The following is a 19,348-nucleotide window of genomic DNA, read 5'->3' as shown; positions in this document are numbered from 1 at the left end:
TTACACTTGTATCAATTACCTTCTCTATGTCTCCTCACCTCTTTTATAGCAAAACCGTTAGTTGAAAGGTCTATGGAACTTAGTAACTCTTTTGCTTTTTTAGCATGATTTTCTCTTTCTAATTCTTCAACCTTCTTTTCTATGAAATCTTTGATTAACTGATCCCAATCAACCTCGTATTTTTCCATCTTCTCCTTAAGCTCTTTAGGTAACCTCACATGCTATTTTCTCTGCTATTTATTATTAGTTTTAAGTAGAATGAAGGTAGTATTAGCATATCTTAAAATATTAGGCTAATACTCCTTCACGTAGGATCTCAATAATCGAAAAAGTAATAAGCTAAACATACATTAACTGAATACAGTTGATTTCCTTAAAGATTTAAAGAAAAAATATATAATAAATAAGCTAAAACTTTAAGCTTATGTATAGCATAAAATTAAATTTTTAAAGAGGTAAAAGGACTCTAAATAAATTTTGCGAGATTGAGGAATATTCCAAAAGAAAGAATCAGCTTAAATATGAATAAAAGGATAACATACTTTATGGGAGAGGGTACAGTACCTCAGGTTAAGAATCTTCAGAGTTATATTAATTTTAAGCTTGAAGAGGCAATTGTTGAACTTAATCTGGCAATAGAGTTACTCAAAAGGGGGTACAGTAGGAATGCGTCTCAAAAGGCATTTATGGCGTGGAAAGCAATAGTTAGCGTTTTAGTTTCGATGAATTTAGATAAAATGCCCAAGGATGAAAAGGAGAGGGAGTGGTATTATAAAGCCGGGTTTTTAGCTCCCACTACTGGGCTTAATGGAATAGCTAGGAGATTAGAGGAATTAGGTTACGCAGATGTTATAGGAACAAATTCTCTAGCACTAAAGCTTCATAGATATGCATATAACGGAATATACAGGGGGACTAGCGATTATGCAGATAGGAAGGACGCAATAGAGGACTTAAAAATCTTAATAAGAAAAATGATTAGAATGTTAGTAAGTCTAGGGAAAGATAAAGAAGCTAAAGATATTTTAGATAGGTTAAATGAGGTATAATATCGTCTCGACGTTAAAACTCCTCATAAACGTCTATAAACCTCTTATACCACTCATCATAAACTCTTGGAGTAACTATGTGAAGCTCTAAAGGATCACTAAACCAATCTATTATGGATTTTCACAGCTATTTCAGCCCTCTTCCATACATCATCAGCAAGTTCAGTAATTATTAGAACATCGATATCACTATCTACTCTGTAATTACCTCTTGCCACAGACCCAAAAAGAATAACTCTACAATTCTTATCTATTTCTTCAACACATATTCTCTTTATTTCTTTAACATATTCTCTAGCATGAGTTAATATCTCCTTTCTTCTACTTCACCAGTCCAAGCTCATTTAAGATCACTTTGGTTGTATTAAACGCTCTTTCAACTACTAATCGGTCTACATAAAAATGAAAGTAACGAGATTTTATGTATGACTCTCTAATTACCTCTAACGTACTCGCCTCTTCATTGCGTATTTTCTTCAACTTCTCATTTCTCGTTAAGTCTATAACTTCATCGAGTAAGCTAATAATATCGTGAGTTTTCTCAAAACTCCCTTTAAGTTGAAATAAAACATACTTAAGTGCCAATTGGAGTGATTGTTCTACATGAGACATTGCTGAGTTATGCTTTCCGTTTCTAATATCGTACTCTGCTCCAGCGAAAAAGTCCAATGCATTTCTTTTTAGGTGATCAGCCATGGTAGTATATAAGACTAGTACATAAAAAGAGTTTTTAGTGGATAAAAGAAAAATAATTAGTTATATGAAGAAGAACACAGATGGTTTAGGGCTGATAATACGAATTTAGTTTCATCTTAATCCGAATAATAAATTGATAAATGATAAGATGAGATAAAAATCTTTAAAATATATATGACGGCTAATGAAAAACAAAAATGACTATTTGAATCCGAATAGTCTAGTTATTCATAAAGAAAATCAATAATGAAAAATAAATATAAGGCTAGGGCTTTTGTAAATAATAATTAAAATAGAAAAAATTAGCTAAACTATCATATCATTCTTACACTCCTTGATTTTGTAAAAAATATTAATACCGGAATTAAATACAACATTATGTGAGATATTTAGTATTTCTGATATTAATCCTTCCTCTTTTTATTCCAATCTCATTAGCTTCAATTCCCCATCCTTCTTCTCAATATATTTATTTTAACGTTAGTTTATCAGAAGGGTATAAAATAGTCGTAGTCTCCTACTCTAATCAAACTTTTCCACTTTTGATCTTTACTCCAACACAGTTTATGTACTGGATCAAAAACTTAACTACAAGTGCAATAGTAGTAACGAATATAAGTAAGGGAAATTATTCTTTCTATTTGCCTCAAGGAAATTACATTGTAGTCATAGATGGTTATAAGAACTCTTATCCTTCCCCTCAGAACTATAAGTTGTATACTATACCCTACAATGTTTATGCGTTGATAACACAGCCAAAAAACGATTCAGCTATAGGTATAGCTGCTTATGGTGTAAGTAACAAATCTTCATGTGTTATAACTACAAATGCGATATTAGGCTATTTTAATATATCATCAATCTATGCGTATAACTCCACGTTCTATATGCATTATGGTGCGTCTCTGCAATTAAATGCTGTATTACGTGGAGGTAATCAGAGTTTATTTTTGCAAAATGTAATTAGCTTTATTACGAATAAAAACATTCTACAGTTTGTTACAAACATATGGAACTTAACTTCTCCCTTAGCAAGTTTAAATAGTTCTTTCTTTTACTTTAACTCTACTTCTTATTCTACGTATAGACTTCCCTTTGCTGGCTATCTTATAATAAATGTAAGCAATGTAAGTAACGGGGTAAAAATTTCCTTTGGATATATTATTATTCAAAATGGGTCAATAATAGAGCCTATGGTAAGGTTCTTTACTACTGCTTACTTTCCATTTAAAGGTTACATACTTGTAGACCCTTTCAATTTAACCGGGAATTATCATGCTTATGATACTGAATTCGTTTTTGGAGGGTATGAAGACGGTGAAATTACTACCTTTATTTCATTAAATGCCACCTTGGCACTTTATTATAATTCAACTTATGGCTGGACTCCTTTTAGGTCAATTTACACATATGGTGTAAATACTGGTGAGGGTGTAACAAATCTTCATGTTTCATTAATTCATGGCTACGCTAATGTTTACGTAGGTAATGAGACCTTATCCCTTCTTACAACTCATTTTAATCCCTCAAATCCATATTTGCTTTACATCCGTGTTCTCCCTTACAATTACTCCTTTTACGTTAATTCTAGTTATAAAATATATTTCCCAGAAAACATAAGTTCTAAATACGAAGTAGCTAGACTAAATTCCATCTATGTTAACGGCGTAAAAGTTGAAAATGGTTATATAATTAGCTATAGTACTCTGCCTAAAGTAGTTGAGATTTATGTAAATTACACCTATTATTTTTACGTATCTATTATTCTACCTAATGGTAGTATATTAAGAGGCTGGTATAGTAATGGTAGTAAAATAACGTTGCCAAAAGAAATTTACTTTAACAATAATGAAAGATATATTCTCACAACCAATACAGTGTATGTTCAGCAACCTTTAATTAACTATACTCCGAAATATATAAAGCAATTTAAGGTAATGGTAGATAACTCGACTTATTGGGTAAATCAAGGGAGTAATATAACCTTGTATTCCCCTACATTTCTTATTTTAACAGTAAAATGGATAGGTACTTATAATGTAACTAACGGAGCAACAGTTGAAGTTACTTCTCCTATAGTGGAGAAAGAAATAATAGGTATAAATTATGTAAATCTTTGCATTATATTAGTTTTAGTCATAGCTTTAGTATGGCTTATAAAGCGTATTCTTTCATAAGTCTATCCATAGAACAAAAATCGGAAAAAGTATGATAAGCATTATAGCCAACTTCATAATACTTGTTTAAAGCCTCCTTCACCTTTCTTGCGAATTCCTCATATTCCCTATCATATGTGTCTACTGGTAGAAGCTCGTATCTATCTTCTCCATAAAGCCAACCATTATATCCATCCTTAATAATCTCTGGTACGGCACCGTCTCTTGATGCTACAGAAGGAACTCCATTCACTCCAGCCTTCATAAAACTTGTTCCACTAGCCTCCCATCCAGAATAAGGTGTAAAGGTCCATATGTCACTAGACCATATTGCTAATTTCATTTGCTGTATATCCACCCCCTGAACGTAAATTACATTATTTCTTTTTTGAGCATATTCCTTAAACTTTTTCTCTAATTCTACACCATAATACTCATATGGATGAGCCTTTCCACCAATTATAAAAACGACATCATCCCTTAATTCGTCAATTAATCTTAATATGAATTCTGGTCTTTTATATTGAGTTATTCTCCTTACCCAGCCTATTGTGGGTTTATCACTCTCCTTTCCTAGTTTCTTTAAACTCTCTTTTTTCACTTCTTTTTTCTTCTTGATAAAATCATCAAGATCTTTGACGTTATTTAATAATGGATGTCTCCATCTGGGTATTTCAACAGCATTCGTTATAGCCTTTATTTTATGCATATGATGTGGAAATGTTTTGCTTACGTGATGAAGCATCTTTTTTGAGACTACTATTCCTTGCACGGCTGAAGATAATCCTATTTCAGTCATAACAACTGGATCAAAGGGAAATTCAAAGCCAAATTCTTCTTTGAAATATCTTGCAGGAAATGTGGGATGACCCCACGGTGCTGGTGTGTGTATTATTATTCTGTATCTAGGAAAATATTTTAATAATGGTAAGAAAGACGGATAGGCTTCTTGCAAGTCAACATATTTTATCTTATCCCAACCTATCTTCTCACTAATGTATTTCTCAGTTGCTTTAGCAAGGACTAAATATTTGTAAAATCTATCTTCTTCAGAATTCTCAATGTAAAGTTTCTCGTTAAGTCTTTTAGCCCAATCTGGTGATAAAATGTTAATAAATATAGCTTTTGCAGTATTAAGTTTATACGTTAAGTATTCGATCTTTATTTTACCCTTTTTAAGTTCTATTTCAGTCTCCCATTCTTTAACAAGATTTTTAAGCAATTCTTTCTGTTTCTCCTCATTTCCAGTATATCCTTTTCTATAAAATAATGTAAAGACAGTGTAATCAATTCCTAATCTTGCTGAGGCATAAAACTTATCTCCTTCGAGAACGCCTAAACCACCTGCAAAGTTCTCACCAAAGTCAATTCCTAACTCCGCAGTGATACTGATTATCATGTGTAATTTCTTATGAGCTTTACCTTTTAAGTGTTTCCGCATACAAATAATTTTTGCAAAATAATTTTTATTACAGTTTGGTACTGAAAAATTTTTTATCCCAAGATCTAAGGTTAAATTGTGGATAGGAACAAAATAGACATAATACTTCTTTTAATATCTAGGATAACGAGAAGCATAACAGCAGGGTTCCTTGCAGTAGTTATAGGTCTATATTTTCTTCATATAGGCTTATCATTACTTCAGATAGGAGTATTATTTGGTGTAGGTGCATTCGCTTCTCCCTTAATAGCGTTTATCTTCTCTATTTTCGCTGATATTCGAGGTAGAAAAATAGCGTTATTAATCACCTTGTCCTTCCTTCCAATTAGCATAATCATATTATTGTTGACTAACAACTTTTACTTTTTAGCTTTAGCTTCTGCACTAGGTGGTTTCGGTATTGCTGGAGGTTTAGTCGGAGGAGGAGTTGGTGCTACAGTTGCCCCCATTCAGACCGCTATTTTAGCAGAAAAAGTCAGTCAAGAAAATAGGACTAAAATATATTCTATCTTTACTTTAGCTTCAACCTATGCTGGAGCTGGTGGAGCATTGTTAAGTTATATCAAAAACTATGACGAACTTTTCGTTTTAGGTTTAGTCTTATCATTAATCTCATTTATCGTATCTGTCCCAATAAGAGTATCCCCTATTATAAGGAGAGAAAAAGATGAAGAAAAGAATAAACAAGAAAAGAATAAGGATTTAAACGTGATTAAGAAGTTTACATATACTGAATATTTAACGGAATAGCACAAGGTCTTATAACACCATTTATTCCGGTGATTTTTGAGAAATTTTATTCATTAACTCAACCCGAAATTGGTCTAGTTGTATTTTTTGGTGGAATAGTATCTGCTACAGTAATGTTCTTAACACCTTACTTTACCGAATTATTAGGATTTGTAAGCTTCATCATTATAACCAGAGGAATTTCATCAGTTTTAGTCTTAATTTTCCCATTCCTTCATATATCACTGCTAGCGGAGATAGATTATGTTTTATTTACCACATTTAGAGTTTTTGCCTTACCTTCACAACAAGCTTTGATGATGAATTTAGTAAGTGAAAGGAGAAGAGCTACAGCGAGCGGTATTAATCAGACAGCAAGACTGTTACCTTCAGCAGTGTCAACAACTTTATCCGGATTCTTATTATCTTTAGCGTTATCAATTCCCTTTATATCCTCTTTCATTGTGAACATAGTAAACCTGTTCTTATACTATAAGTTCTTCTGGGATATACCGGAAGCTCAAGCGAAAAAGAAAGTGAAATATGTTTCTATGAATGATTAATTTTATCTAATCACGTTGCTTGCAAAGATCATAAATCCAATGAATGATTAATTTTATCTACTTAAAAACACAACTACTATTATGAAAGTTCTTTTCATAGTTGGAGATGAATATGAAGATATTGAGCTTCTGTACCCATTCTACAGAGTAATTGAAGAAGGATATCAGCCAGTTATTGCAGGTAAAGAGGCTGGGGCAAAGATTGTTGGTAAACACGGTTATTCAGTTGTTGCAGATATAGCATTTAAAGACGTGAAGGTGGAAGATTATTTAGCTTTAGTTATTCCAGGAGGAAGGGGGCCGGAGAGAATAAGAACTTTGCCAGAGGTTAAAGAACTAACTAGGAGATTTTTCATAGATAAAAAGCCAGTAGCAGCAATCTGTCACGGTCCTCAAGTGTTGATTTCTGCTGGCGTAATAAAAGGTAGAAAAGTTACTTCTGTTGCTTCAATTAAAGATGATATAGTAGCTGCAGGAGGAGAATATGTAGATGCCCCTCTAGTTGAGGATGAAAACTTAATTTCTTCAAGGCATCCAGGGGATCTGCCATACTTTGCTAAAGGACTGTTAAAGGCTTTAAAAAGTGTGAGAGAAAAAAGCTAACACGATTTTTTTATTTTTTATTCTTTAATTGCATGTGGATTGTATATTCATATTTCGCAGGGATTTAAGGCTTGAAGATAATACGGGGCTTAATTATGCTTTAAGTGAGTGTGATAGGGTAATCCCAGTTTTTATAGCAGATCCTAGGCAATTAATTAATAATCCCTACAAGTCCGAGTTTGCTGTTTCTTTTATGATAAACTCTTTACTTGAACTTGATGATGAGTTAAGGAAAAAGGGAAGTAGGCTTAACGTATTTTTTGGAGAGGCAGAAAAGGTTGTGAGTAGATTCTTCAACAAGGTAGACGCTATTTACGTTAATGAAGATTATACCCCTTTTAGTATTTCCAGAGATGAAAAAATAAGGAAAGTATGCGAGGAAAACGGTATTGAGTTCAAAGCCTATGAGGACTATTTATTGACTCCTAAGTCCTTATTTCATCATAGGAACTTCACTTCTTTCTATAATGAGGTTAGTAAAGTAAAGGTTAGGGAACCAGAGACTATGGAGGGTAGTTTTGATGTTACGGATTCTTCCATGAATGTGGATTTTCTCCTTACTTTTAAGAAAATTGAGTCTCCTTTGTTTCGTGGTGGTAGAAGAGAAGGACTTTATCTATTACATAGGAATGTGGATTTTAGAAGAAGGGATTATCCAGCTGAGAACAATAACTATAGGCTATCCCCACACCTTAAATTCGGAACAATATCGATGAGGGAGGCTTATTATACTCAAAAGGGTAAAGAGGAATTTGTAAGAGAGTTGTATTGGAGAGACTTCTTTACGCTTTTAGCTTATTATAACCCTCATGTGTTTGGACATTGTTATAGGAGAGAATATGATAATATTTCGTGGGAAAATAATGAAAGTTACTTTGAAGCATGGAAAGAGGGAAGGACGGGTTATCCGATAATCGATGCAGGAATGAGGATGCTTAATTCAACTGGCTATATAAATGGAAGAGTTAGGATGTTGGTGGCCTTTTTCTTAGTCAAAGTTTTATTTGTGGACTGGAGATGGGGAGAGAGATATTTTGCTACTAAATTAGTTGACTATGACCCCGCTATTAATAATGGTAATTGGCAGTGGATTGCTTCTACTGGCGTTGATTACATGTTTAGAGTTTTTAATCCGTGGAAACAGCAAGAGAAATTTGATCCAGAGGCTAAGTTTATTAAAGAGTGGGTTGAAGAATTAAAAGACGTCCCCCCGTCAATCATTCATTCCATCTATAAGACAAAAGTCCCTGGTTATCCTTCACCAATAGTTAACTGGTTAGAAAGGGTTAATTATGTTAAAAGTGAATATAAGAATGTTAAGGCAGTTTTATAATAAATAGAAAGTTCATGCATTTATCCATAAAATGTTAGGTGAATATCGCCAGGTAAAGGCCATACAAAGCCTTATGTTAATGTATATCAAATATAGGACGTACTTTTTCTGGCTAAAGCAAAATAGAGTTTTGTATTAGCTTCTGTGAAATATACGTTATAATGATTAAATGTAACTCAAGTAAAGTTGAAATCTTAATGAACGTTTCGTTTATGTATGTGAATAGTTTTATAAAATTGTTAAATACTATAACATTGTGCAAAAGCTCCTAGTTACTGTTTCCTTGGCAATATCTGTACTTGTAATTACTATATTAAAGTTACCTAATTACGCTGTTTTATCATCTTACTTACTTGCAATCGCATTTTCTACTCTTTATGGAGAAAGAAAATTTAACTTTCTCTTCATTCTCCTAATATTCCCCTTTATAATATCTAATTACTTACCTTCATATGAACTCATGGTAGTTGCGATCGCTTCAATATCCTCATTTTATTATCCTTCTGTCTCTTACGTCTTAATACCCTTAGGTATAACTCTGTCTCTGTTTGATACTCCCTCTATAGTTGACCTTTATGTTTTTTTAGGGTTGGTAGTAGCTTATAATCTCTTGAAATATGATTCCAGGGGTATTGTAGCCTCTGGCATAATTTTTCTTATTTTTTCACCTTTCATTAACCCGGTACTGTTAGGAAATTTAGCTTATTTTAACCTAGTATTTGGTATTATATCCCTTATCGTGGAATCATCTCATGTTAAGATACCTAATAGGGTTAAGGCTCCTCTTACTCTTTTACTGTTTCCTTTGACAACGTTTCTTTTACCTTTACCTAACGTATACTATTGGTGGAGTCCGAGTTCCTTCCTCTTTAAGAATTTTCTCTCTTTATACATTCTAGGTTATGGTTACAACTTAAGGATAGATGAGTTTCCCCTATATTACGCCTCAAATTTTCTGATATTAAAGTTTGGTCAGATTTGGGGTTTACATATTCTTATATTCTTGCTATATTATGCTTCTGGCTTATCAGCTTATCTTTTCTTTGAAAGGAAAAAGTTACTCCTCTCTTTCGTTTACTCAGTCTTAACACCAGTATTTATTCCCTCATTGACGTTAGCTTATGTGACGTTACCCCTTTCTCTTTATATTGCTAACAAATTAGATGTAAAGAGGTTTCTTGCTTTTTCTGGGATAGCAGTTGTATCCGGTTATGCTTTTCCCTTTGCCTTTACAATATCCTCTTTGTTTTTAAACAGACGAAAGGAATTCCCTGTATTTTCGTTTTTATTTTCCTTATTTTGGCTTATTCCATATCTGCTTATAGGTTTTCCCAATGAGAAATTTTCTTTGCCTTCTTTAGAAACTTATATTATATTTACAGTAGCCTCAATCTTAGCTTTCTTCAGTAACAGAAAACCTTTAGCAATTTTACTAGTTGTTTCTTCGGCGTATTTTGCCCTAAACTTACCTTATTCAGATATATTATTCCCCGTTGTGATAGTACTATCTCTTTTACTCTCTGAGGAGAATAAAGTTGTTTTACCTATTTTATTAATTTCTCTCATAGTGTTTCAAGGTCTTGCATTAACTCCATCCTTAACCTTTAGTGGCATTCCCAGTAATGTTCAGAAAGTAGTTAACCAATTAGAAAATAAAAGCTTTGATTTAGTAGACTGGAATGGAAGTTATTCCTTACTTTCTCCTTACCCTATAACAAATTCGAGCGAGTTAGCTAAGTATATTGTTACTCAGCAAGGTAAGAATTTTACAGTCTCAAATAACTCAGCATATATACACGAGCCATTACCTTTAATAGTCAAGGTTAATGAATCGATAGTTACCCCGCCTAAAGTACTAAATATAACTGATTCCAACGTTACTGTAAAAGGGGATACAATATATTGGAAAATATTAAGTGGTTCTCAGACTTCTGAGATTTGGATTTCCTTATCAGCTTTAGAGAAATTTGAGGGATATCTTTATTTCAAAATGAATGTTACTGACTTAACTTACTTTTACGTTATTTTATCCAGTCCTAGTGAAACTAGGGAGTTTAAAAATACTACAGTAATACCGATAAATCAATCCATTGATCTAATTGAATTATATTATTATGCTGAAGGACCAATGACGATTGAGGTAATACCGTATTATAATCAAAGTGGTAAATTAATACCCTTACTTCAACATATTATACCCTTTTCGTTTGAAGAGAAACAAACTACTGACAAAATCCTAATTAAGCTTAACGTTTCTACTGAAGTTAATGTCTCAATCTTTAGTGGGTTCGTTTACTCTGTGAATAACTCTAAGTTCCTAAACTCTACAATTACTCTAAAGCCTGGGTTATACTATATTGTAGTTAGCTCTTCTACTCCCTCTTATCTTAGTTTTAGTATTTTAGCTAGTGTTGTTTCATTTGTAATATCATTAATCTATGTTATCTTTAGAGATAGGTTGGTGAGAATCTATGCAAAGTTTAAACAGATTAACAAAGAGAATTGATCTTATTTTTCCCATTATACTTAGTATTATAATTAACTATCTATGGTATAGAGGGTTACCGATTTATGCTGGAGATCAAGGTATCTTCATAGGCAATGGGGTTAAACCGGATTACCTAATCAACCCCGTATTATACGCTTTCACTAATTATCCTTATGGTTTCGTACCGTCAGAAGGGGGCACTTCTTGGGTTAATCTCATTTTTCTTCCTTTTGTTCCTTTAGGCAATTTAGGAGAAGAAGTTTTCTCAACAATTCTCTCAGCAATTGGATCAATATATTTGTTTAAGCTATCCTCAAGATATTATTCTCTTTTCCCTTCAATATTAGCTGCATTTTTGTATCTAACAAATTGGTTCATCTTTATAGGATTTATAGAAATGCCATATATTTTCTGGAATATAACCTTTATATATTTCTTTTTGCCCCTTATAGTTTACTATTCGTTGTTACTTGGAGAGGGAAAGACCTCTTTCTTTAAAGCCTATCCTATAATTACTGTACTAACTGCTTACTGCCTAGCGTCTTCTGGTGAAATCTTTCCTATAGCATGGTTAGGTTTTGTTTTATTGATAGGATATTACTTAAGAAATAAGGTAATCCAGTTTATCATTATAGTACTTTCATTTACAATTTCACAATTTTACTGGATTTTCTCATTTGCCTCTTATATTATACCGAAACTTCAAAATATCACAAACGCTTCTACCACTTTAGTCCTTCACTTATCATCTTCTCCTTTATATGCTTCTGTGAGTTCTTATTTGCCTTCTGTAACTCCAGTGGGTATTAACTTTATTTTTCTTATTATTATGAGTTTTATCTCACTATTAGCACTCCTTTTAAATAGACATGGAGATATCAAATATTTGTCTCTTTTATGGTTAATAATTCTTGGTTTTGATTCTATTTCCCCATGGTCTCCTATAGAGAAATTCCTAGTATCTCATTATGCGTTTTTTGCAGTTCTAAGGACTACACAGTTTGCTACTGCACCTTTTGCTGGTTTCCTATTTTCCATTATTATACCATCACTAATTAAGAAATATAACATGGCACTACTAATTCTACTTTTGATCTTATTTTCTATTTTTAATCTTCCAATCTTATCTGGGCAATTAGCTAATAGGGTAGATACTCCATCATATTTTCTTCAAGCAATTAATTATCTTAATCATCAGCAAGGAGATTTCACAATTTTAGTTTTTCCAACTGTACAATATGGCTGGTACTCCACAACCTGGTATTATGGTAATAATATCTATCTGTACTATTCTACTCATCCAATCCTGATAGGTGGTATATATTCAGGAGCATATTTTTACTATGATTATTATAAGTTAAACTTCTTGCTATATAATCTTAATATTTCTAATAGAGGCGAGATGACAGAAATTTACAACTTTTTGCTTCTATTTAATGCAAAATATATAATTATTGAAGGAGATGCTCACAGTAATATTTCATTTATTTCACTTTTATATTTGCCAGTAAAACCATATATTCAAAATTTAAATTATTTACAAAAACTTGGATGGGTTTCTTTAGTGAAAACTTACGGTCCACTATATATTTATAAAGTTAATTTAAATTCGTCTTATGCTTATTATACTAACATTTCCTCCTTACCTTTGAATGAGAATTTGAGTCAAATCTTAATTCCAGCTAAAATTAATTGGATTTCTCCTACGGAATTCGAAGTTCCTAGTTATAATTCTAAATACGTTTTAATTACTTTTGCTTACTCTCCATACTGGGTTTCAAATTTTGGAAAACCGGGAGATGCTTCTAATTTTACCGTATACTATAGTGGAAGTAAGGAGTTAATTATACATGATGCCTTACAAGGAGAGTTAATTAAAGATGACATTTTTGGGTTTCTATCAATTATTATTCCAGTAATTATTAGCGGAATAGATATTGTGATAATAAAGAGAAAAATTTTTAAATAGAATAATTTACAAGTATCTATGATTCACGTTATTATACCAGCTTATAATGAAGAACGAAGAATTTCGCAAACACTTTCCTTGATAAAACAGAAATTTCCTGACGTTGAAATATTAGTGATATTTGAGGGAACGGATAATACTCCAGAGATAGTAAGGAAGTTTGGGGGAATTGTGTATGAAAATAAGACTAGATTAGGTAAGGGTGGATCAATAAAAATTGGATTAGAACTAGTTAAGGGAGAGAGAGCTTTAATCATTGACGCAGATTTACCCACCACAGAAATAGAAAGGGTAATCAGCGAGAATGCAGACCTTGTAATTGGTTTTAGAGATCTAAGCAGTATGCCACCTAAAAGGAGATTTTTACATTATGGTTATATGCTCTTAGTTAAACTCTTCTTTCCCTCTTTAAGAAAATTTAATGATATTCAATCTGGAATCAAGTTTATAAACGTAAGTAAGGCTAAGGAGATCCTTGATGAGCTAATTATGAATGATTACGTTTTTGATACAAACCTAGTTTATGCTTTTGTTAGAAAAGGATACTCCGTAAAAGAAATACCTATTTCATATAATCATAGGGAAGAAGACAGTAAAATATCTAAGAATTTAATTAAAATGATAATATTTATGTTCTTGTCGTTAGTTAAACTTCGTATATATTATTCACCCTTTAAAAGAATAATATACACAAAAACATTTTTAAAAGTACAAAATTGGTTAATCAATAAATTAAGATGATGATAGGTCCGAAGACTAATTGGTGAAGAGATCGATCCTTTCTGATAACAACTTATTATTTCATAAAAATTTTAATTAAATAGTTTAAAAAATACTTTAAATGAGAAGTTCTCTGTCTAAAATGCTTATTTTTAAGACAAGTATTTGTAAAAACGCTAGGAAATTATAAAATATAACTATTTTCTTACCAAGTAATAAACTTGATCAACACACAATTACTATCGAATATAATCAAGTCCTCAGTTTGGAAAAGTACTGTTTATTCAGCAATGTTCAAGTAGATCACAACAAGTCATAAACTCATCATTTAGTGAAGCTGACTCACAACTTTTAATGTTTATATTTAATTCTCTATAAAGAAGATATATTACGAGAATATAATTTTATATTATTATGAGATGACGCTATGAGATTTCATTTAGTCCAGAAAGTCCTATAAATTATTTATTTTATGTGAAATATGTAAATGAAATCTTCTAAAATTTATGCTAATTTAATGAATGATAGAGATTATACAATACATTTTCATTAATTTCAAAAAATAAATTATTTTGTTAGAAGTTATGAAATTATATAATGTAAAAAATCACTTAGTTACTACTTTATTTCTACCTTCTACTAAACCTCCAATGATACTTAGTATTGATAATACACATGGTGCGAATAATCCGACTATACCGCCTTCAATCATTAATTTCCAATCATTCTTATATACACCATAGAATGTTACAATAGATCCTATTAGTCCTATAATTCCTAGTCCTATTACTGCATCACCAGAGACTGCTAGGATTTTGACTAAATGATTGATTAATGGCTCTCTTGTCACAATGCTAGTTAAACTAGCTATTATAGTAATTAATCCTCCAATTCCACTTATTATTCTTCCTATCATCTTTACTCACCAAATTAGAGTCTCATAATATCACCTTTTAAATTTTACTATAATGAAATAAAGAAATACCTATATCTGCTTAAAATATAAATAAATACAAAACTATAATCGCATTTTATAAAAATAAATTTAACTCTGAAAAAGTAGAGCTAATTAACCTTCTCTTTATAAAGAATAAAATATAGATTATATTATATATTTTTCTTTCTAAAATCAACATTTTATTAGGAATAATTCCATAATAACGTAAGGGTTTCTCGTTTATGAGCTTAACCTCATTTGTCTTTTATATCTTCTATCAAATTCCATAGTTCGTCTTTAAGAATAATTAAACTAAAATATAAAAGTCATTGTTAACCTATTTAAACAAATTTCTTGAAAAATAAAATAGTTACCACAAATAGAAAACTTGCATCTATGAGCAAATACTACTAAATGTTGAAACACCATATTAATTATGGTCTTGATATTTGGATATATTGGCTGCACTATGAGTTCAGAAATAGTTTAAGAGTATTATATTCTTCTTCTGCTACTTTTTCCCACGAACTGTAAAAAGATATAAATTCTTCATATTTCTTATCAAACATAGAATTGTAGTCTTCTTCCTTAAGCTGGAATATATTAATAAACTTCTTTCGCCGTATTCTTTATATCGAATTCCTTAACTAATCTTACCGCATTAAGATTTCCGTATATTTCAGCTATTGCAGGTAAGCCATAAGCTACTACTGGCGTTCTCGTGGCTAAGGATTCTAACATAACAAGTGAAAATGAATCAAAATGGGTCGGATATATAAAAACTCTTGCTTTTGCGACAGTATTATATAATTCTTCTATGGGAAGAAAACCTACATAGATCACATCATCAGACTTCATTGAAAGAAATTTGTTTTCTATATTTTTATTATAGAATTTTCCGCAAATAACAAGTTTTGTATTATTTAGTTCCTTTTTAACTTCTTTCCATATCTTGATAAGATCAAAGATACCCTTTTCCGGTATAAGTCGGGCAAAAAAGACAAGCATAATTCTCCTTTTCTACTTTATGCTTTGGGTAATGGCCTAAATCTAAAGCTAGGGGCGGATTTAAAGCTTTTGACGGAATATCTTGTCTAACTATTTTTAATTTCTTTAATTCTTCAACTGAAGTCCATGAAATTCCTAATAAAAGATCCAAATCCTTTGCGTATTGTCTAAAAACTCTAAACGTATAAAGGTTTCTTATATACTTAATTCTCCTCCAGTACCTGCTTGGCTAGGTGTCGCTATACTAAATATCTTCATTATTAGTATCAATTTCAATTTTTCCGTATATAAAATCTTTTACTTGTTATGTTCGCTTAAATTCTGATCTGAGATATACTTCGTCTTGAAAGAACAAGGCTTTACGCTTACCTCTATTTTGTAATCATAGTTAGTTAATTAACCTTTCTTTTTAAAAAATAAGGACCCCTTTGGCTTCATTAGCTTTTAATGCAAACTCTGATACACCGCTTTGTTTAACCTTATACGCGAACTGATCTTCAGTAATACCTTTTACTTTCATTCCAAATTCACAAGCTGCGATCTCCACGTCTTCTTCTCCCATCTCTATAAGGTTATCCATGTAATACTTTAACGGCTTAGCATTATTTAGTACAATTTTCTCATTTTCTTTAGTTAATGCTTTTAAAGCATCCATTGTGAAGAACATATACACTTTATTTCCTCCAGAGACAAGACCTATTGCAGTTATAATGCCCATATATATTTTCTCATTTTCTCCAGATACCATCATTATAGCATAGTCAACCATGTTTCTCCTTCACCTCCACAAATTTTACTAAATTATACCAAAAGAGGATAAGACCTAAATAAACAACAGCGTAACAAATGTATCTTGTAGCTGTTAAATATCCATCAAACTGTTGTGTTTGTACATATACTGCGAAATTAGCATTAGATAATGCTAAGTTATCAGCATGAGTTAGATATATTTCGCTAAACTGATACCAACCTATAGCGAAAAGTGATAAGATCAAAGGTGCAATTATTCTTCTAATATATTTACTCTCCACCATTTCTCATAACCTCTCTTGAACTTTTACAGCTAGCCATACACCCCCTAACATTCCAAATAAGAAGATTATTCCGTCATAACCTAATTGGGCAAAGTTTGTCCACATTAATCCAACGTTACATCCTAATGCCATTCTCACTCCTATGCCTACTAACATTCCACCAAGAAATCCTATCAACAATCTCTTTTTCTCTTTTGGTATTCTAATTTTGAAATCACCACTCAAAAATGATGCTGCAAATGCTCCTATACATAGCATAACAACCATTAATGTGCTAGGATCTACTATGGGTAATGAGTCATTAAACCATGGGGTATTTAAGAACAAGTTTATTCCGGGAATCATTAGTAAGTATTCAAAGAATCTACCACCATCAGAAGATGTTATTACTAGGTAATTGAAAGTATAACCTGCACCCACAATGAATACAAAGATCATATCTAAAGCTAGAATTACTGTTGATAAGTTTGTACCATAAGGTTTCTTTAATAATAGCATGTCTAAAGCTTCCTTTTTCCAATCTTTTTTCTCTTCACCCTCTTTTCCAACACTTATTGGAGCTGGCGGTTTATATGCCATAATTCCTGGTGTACTCATTCTAAAATTCATATTCCATTTCTTTTTAGTGTATTGCTGTAGGTAAATTCCCAGAATGATTAAAGGTAAAGATAGGATAAGGGTAGTGATGTAAACAGCCATTGGAGATACGGAATGAAATATAACGTAGGGTAAATACTCCACATAACCACCTAATGTAGTAGAGAATATCCCTTTTTCCATAGTGTATTGTTGAAAAGGCCAAATACCAATAGCAAAAATGTAAGTTCCAATCATCATGCCAAATAGTTCTATCCAGTTTTGAACGTAACCACTTGCAGCTCTATAAAGCATTGATAAATTACAGCCACCGGCTAATGCTGCTCCAAAGCCAAATACAAAAGACCCTACAAGGATGTACCAGCCTGCAAAGTAGTTAAAATAATATTGGTCAACGGCAGGAATTATCCCAAAAGCCACAAGTAGACCACATCCTAATGCTGAAAGTCCGAATAGAATTAATAATGCTCCGAATCTTTCAAAACTTCTAGTTGTAAAAATTGAAGTCATTGCGTTAACAAAACAATAGTTTCCCCTTTGCGCTACCCAACCTAAAATAAAACCGCTTAAACCGAAAAGACCATAAATTAAAGCCCAACTTTCTTGATATACGGGTTGTAATACCATACTAGGTGGCATTAACTATTTCACCTTAAGTATTCTAACACGATAAACCTCACCATCTTTAATTATTACGTATGGATAACCTAAGTTTTTAGCCAATGAGGGTAATGTTACGTCTACCGCTGGTTGATGATCAGTTAAAACTTCAAGTAATTGTCCAACTTTCATTTTCTTTAATTTTTTACTTGCTTCCATTTCTGGGACTGGACAAGATTCACCTCTTACATCTAATACTTGGTCTGGGTTTCGTAATTTAAGATCTTCACTCATTTTAATCCCCAAAATAATTAATGAAAAACACGTTTTTAAAAAATACCTCTTTATAAACCTTTATATTAATTAATTTGAAATTAATTTGATTAAATATGTGGGTAACTTATCCTTTGCGAGGGTAATATGTTTGTTTATTTCATTTTTCCACATAAACTTTAAAGGTCCTTCATACCATTCCCTAACTCTAATTCCAGTATATTTCTTATGATCGTAAATGAAGAAATCGAAACCTAATGTGGCTTTTAAAAATGCAATTTTATTGTAACTCTCATACTTTATAATTACTGTATTAGGATATTTTTCCATTTTTATAAACAAAGGCAGTTCAAAAGGAATTATATATTTCATTGATATGGAGTAAGCTGAATAATTGATTTGCTTAACACCCTTAACTTGGGGCACAAAGCTCATTAGTATTGAAGGGTCTAGAAAAGCATCAACAACTTTATTGAATGGTAAATTAACTTGAATTTCATCATTTAATTGTACAGCACCTTTTTCTTCTTCATGAAGCTTAAGAATTCTTACCACGTAATAGTCTTCCTTTTTAATAACTATATAAGGATAACCAAATCTCTTAGCAAGGTAAGGTAACGTTACGTCTACTGCTGGTTGATGATCAGTTAAAACTTCAAGTATTTCTCCATCAGTCATTTTGTTGAGTTTTTTAGCCGCAAGAGTTTCTGGTATAGGACACTCTTCTCCTCTAACATCTAAGACTTCTGTGGGCTTTTCGTTTTTCAATTTCTCTTCAATACTCATCATAATTTTGTTGTTTGTTCTTCTATTTAAATTTTGTATTAATAACCTAATTTTAATTAAAAATTTATTATTTCTCTACATAGATAATGTACTTATCTTCATCTTTCATGACTGAATATTTGCATCTGAAAAAATTTGCTAATGGTATAATGTCTCTTTCTACAATTGTAAAATCGTCTGTAATTATTTTTATCTTGTCTCCTTCCTTCATTTTTCTTAACCTAGAATAAACTGTTAAGTGTGGCTGTGAGCAACATAAGCCTATAAGATTTAATTCCATGAATCATTATATCTTATCATGAAATATAAAAATTATCTATTATTCCTAAAAATTATGAAAATTATATAAAATTTATATAGTAGTTA

21 protein-coding genes and 1 pseudogene are annotated in these 19,348 nt (G+C 31.6%); 9 read left to right on the top strand and 13 right to left on the bottom strand.

Going from position 1 to position 19,348, the window contains the following annotated elements; all coding sequences use genetic code 11:
• Window positions 1-11: 11 nt before the first annotated feature.
• On the bottom strand, window positions 12-218 hold the full coding sequence (locus STK_RS04975; protein WP_010978894.1) for a type II toxin-antitoxin system VapB family antitoxin: 207 nt from the start codon (window positions 216-218) through the stop codon (window positions 12-14).
• Between the two features lie 327 nt (window positions 219-545).
• Between STK_RS04975 and STK_RS04970 the strand changes: the two genes are divergently transcribed.
• Window positions 546-1,049, top strand: coding sequence for a PaREP1 family protein (locus STK_RS04970; protein ID WP_198429746.1), 504 nt, complete (start codon window positions 546-548; stop codon window positions 1,047-1,049).
• A gap of 98 nt (window positions 1,050-1,147) precedes the next feature.
• Here STK_RS04970 and STK_RS15590 read toward each other — a convergent pair whose 3' ends face one another.
• Both STK_RS15590 and STK_RS04960 read right to left on the bottom strand, forming a co-directional pair.
• A complete protein-coding gene (locus STK_RS15590; protein WP_232616544.1) occupies window positions 1,148-1,282 on the bottom strand; it encodes a nucleotidyltransferase domain-containing protein in 135 nt (44 codons plus the stop codon).
• 88 nt (window positions 1,283-1,370) lie between these two features.
• On the bottom strand, window positions 1,371-1,745 hold the full coding sequence (locus tag STK_RS04960) for a HEPN domain-containing protein (protein WP_010978892.1): 375 nt from the start codon (window positions 1,743-1,745) through the stop codon (window positions 1,371-1,373).
• Window positions 1,746-2,125: 380 nt separating this feature from the next.
• On the opposite strand from STK_RS04960, the gene STK_RS04955 reads away from it, so the two are divergent.
• Window positions 2,126-3,922, top strand: coding sequence for a thermopsin (locus STK_RS04955; RefSeq protein ID WP_010978891.1), 1,797 nt, complete (start codon window positions 2,126-2,128; stop codon window positions 3,920-3,922).
• Here STK_RS04955 and STK_RS04950 read toward each other — a convergent pair.
• Window positions 3,900-5,300, bottom strand: coding sequence for a glycosyltransferase (locus STK_RS04950; RefSeq protein ID WP_052846434.1), 1,401 nt, complete (start codon window positions 5,298-5,300; stop codon window positions 3,900-3,902). The genes STK_RS04955 and STK_RS04950 overlap by 23 nt on opposite strands.
• A 120-nt stretch (window positions 5,301-5,420) precedes the next feature.
• Between STK_RS04950 and STK_RS15585 the strand changes: the two genes are divergently transcribed.
• The 7 genes from STK_RS15585 to STK_RS04920 all read left to right on the top strand — a co-directional run bounded on the left by STK_RS15585 (window position 5,421) and on the right by STK_RS04920 (window position 13,768).
• Entirely contained in the window at window positions 5,421-6,092 is a 672-nt protein-coding gene (locus STK_RS15585) for an MFS transporter (RefSeq protein WP_010978889.1), read from the top strand.
• 29 nt (window positions 6,093-6,121) lie between these two features.
• Window positions 6,122-6,634: a hypothetical protein gene (locus tag STK_RS15580; RefSeq protein WP_010978888.1), complete on the top strand. Its 513-nt coding sequence runs from the start codon at window positions 6,122-6,124 to the stop codon at window positions 6,632-6,634.
• Between the two features lie 81 nt (window positions 6,635-6,715).
• Window positions 6,716-7,237 (top strand): type 1 glutamine amidotransferase domain-containing protein, encoded by a 522-nt coding sequence (locus STK_RS04940; protein ID WP_010978887.1) that lies wholly within the window; start codon window positions 6,716-6,718, stop codon window positions 7,235-7,237.
• A gap of 34 nt (window positions 7,238-7,271) precedes the next feature.
• Window positions 7,272-8,570 (top strand): cryptochrome/photolyase family protein, encoded by a 1,299-nt coding sequence (locus tag STK_RS04935; RefSeq protein ID WP_010978886.1) that lies wholly within the window; start codon window positions 7,272-7,274, stop codon window positions 8,568-8,570.
• Window positions 8,571-8,826: 256 nt separating this feature from the next.
• Window positions 8,827-11,076, top strand: coding sequence for a hypothetical protein (locus tag STK_RS04930; protein ID WP_010978885.1), 2,250 nt, complete (start codon window positions 8,827-8,829; stop codon window positions 11,074-11,076).
• Window positions 11,042-13,027 (top strand): hypothetical protein, encoded by a 1,986-nt coding sequence (locus tag STK_RS04925; protein WP_010978884.1) that lies wholly within the window; start codon window positions 11,042-11,044, stop codon window positions 13,025-13,027. The genes STK_RS04930 and STK_RS04925 overlap by 35 nt, the downstream gene beginning before the upstream one ends.
• 18 nt (window positions 13,028-13,045) lie before the next feature.
• The gene (locus STK_RS04920) at window positions 13,046-13,768 is read left to right on the top strand and encodes a glycosyltransferase (RefSeq protein WP_010978883.1); all 723 of its coding nucleotides are present in this window, start codon (window positions 13,046-13,048) and stop codon (window positions 13,766-13,768) included.
• A gap of 586 nt (window positions 13,769-14,354) precedes the next feature.
• Here STK_RS04920 and STK_RS04915 read toward each other — a convergent pair.
• The 9 genes and pseudogenes from STK_RS04915 to STK_RS04880 all read right to left on the bottom strand — a co-directional run bounded on the left by STK_RS04915 (window position 14,355) and on the right by STK_RS04880 (window position 19,262).
• The gene (locus STK_RS04915) at window positions 14,355-14,663 is read right to left on the bottom strand and encodes a hypothetical protein (RefSeq protein ID WP_010978882.1); all 309 of its coding nucleotides are present in this window, start codon (window positions 14,661-14,663) and stop codon (window positions 14,355-14,357) included.
• 624 nt (window positions 14,664-15,287) lie between these two features.
• Entirely contained in the window at window positions 15,288-15,692 is a 405-nt protein-coding gene (locus tag STK_RS15575) for a glycosyltransferase family 4 protein (RefSeq protein WP_010978881.1), read from the bottom strand.
• The gene (locus STK_RS15570; protein WP_232616519.1) at window positions 15,646-15,843 is read right to left on the bottom strand and encodes a hypothetical protein; all 198 of its coding nucleotides are present in this window, start codon (window positions 15,841-15,843) and stop codon (window positions 15,646-15,648) included. The genes STK_RS15575 and STK_RS15570 overlap by 47 nt, the downstream gene beginning before the upstream one ends.
• Before the next feature lie 258 nt (window positions 15,844-16,101).
• On the bottom strand, window positions 16,102-16,461 hold the full coding sequence (locus STK_RS04905) for a DsrE family protein (RefSeq protein ID WP_010978880.1): 360 nt from the start codon (window positions 16,459-16,461) through the stop codon (window positions 16,102-16,104).
• Window positions 16,454-16,726: a hypothetical protein gene (locus tag STK_RS04900; protein WP_052846433.1), complete on the bottom strand. Its 273-nt coding sequence runs from the start codon at window positions 16,724-16,726 to the stop codon at window positions 16,454-16,456. Before STK_RS04900 ends, STK_RS04905 begins: the two co-directional genes overlap by 8 nt.
• 3 nt (window positions 16,727-16,729) lie before the next feature.
• Window positions 16,730-17,962 (bottom strand): YeeE/YedE family protein, encoded by a 1,233-nt coding sequence (locus STK_RS04895; protein ID WP_010978879.1) that lies wholly within the window; start codon window positions 17,960-17,962, stop codon window positions 16,730-16,732.
• Between the two features lie 3 nt (window positions 17,963-17,965).
• On the bottom strand, window positions 17,966-18,217 hold the full coding sequence (locus STK_RS04890; protein WP_010978877.1) for a sulfurtransferase TusA family protein: 252 nt from the start codon (window positions 18,215-18,217) through the stop codon (window positions 17,966-17,968).
• Window positions 18,218-18,730: 513 nt separating this feature from the next.
• A pseudogene (locus tag STK_RS15565) lies at window positions 18,731-18,982 on the bottom strand (sulfurtransferase TusA family protein); the annotation flags it as partial.
• Between the two features lie 67 nt (window positions 18,983-19,049).
• Window positions 19,050-19,262 carry a sulfurtransferase TusA family protein gene (locus tag STK_RS04880; RefSeq protein ID WP_010978875.1) on the bottom strand — a complete coding sequence of 71 codons (213 nt, stop codon included), beginning with the start codon at window positions 19,260-19,262 and terminating at the stop codon, window positions 19,050-19,052.
• Between the last annotated feature and the right edge of the window lie 86 nt (window positions 19,263-19,348).

This window comes from Sulfurisphaera tokodaii str. 7 (assembly GCF_000011205.1).
Taxonomy (GTDB): Archaea; Thermoproteota; Thermoprotei_A; order Sulfolobales; family Sulfolobaceae; genus Sulfurisphaera; species Sulfurisphaera tokodaii.
This window is presented reverse-complemented; position numbering and strand designations above follow the sequence as displayed.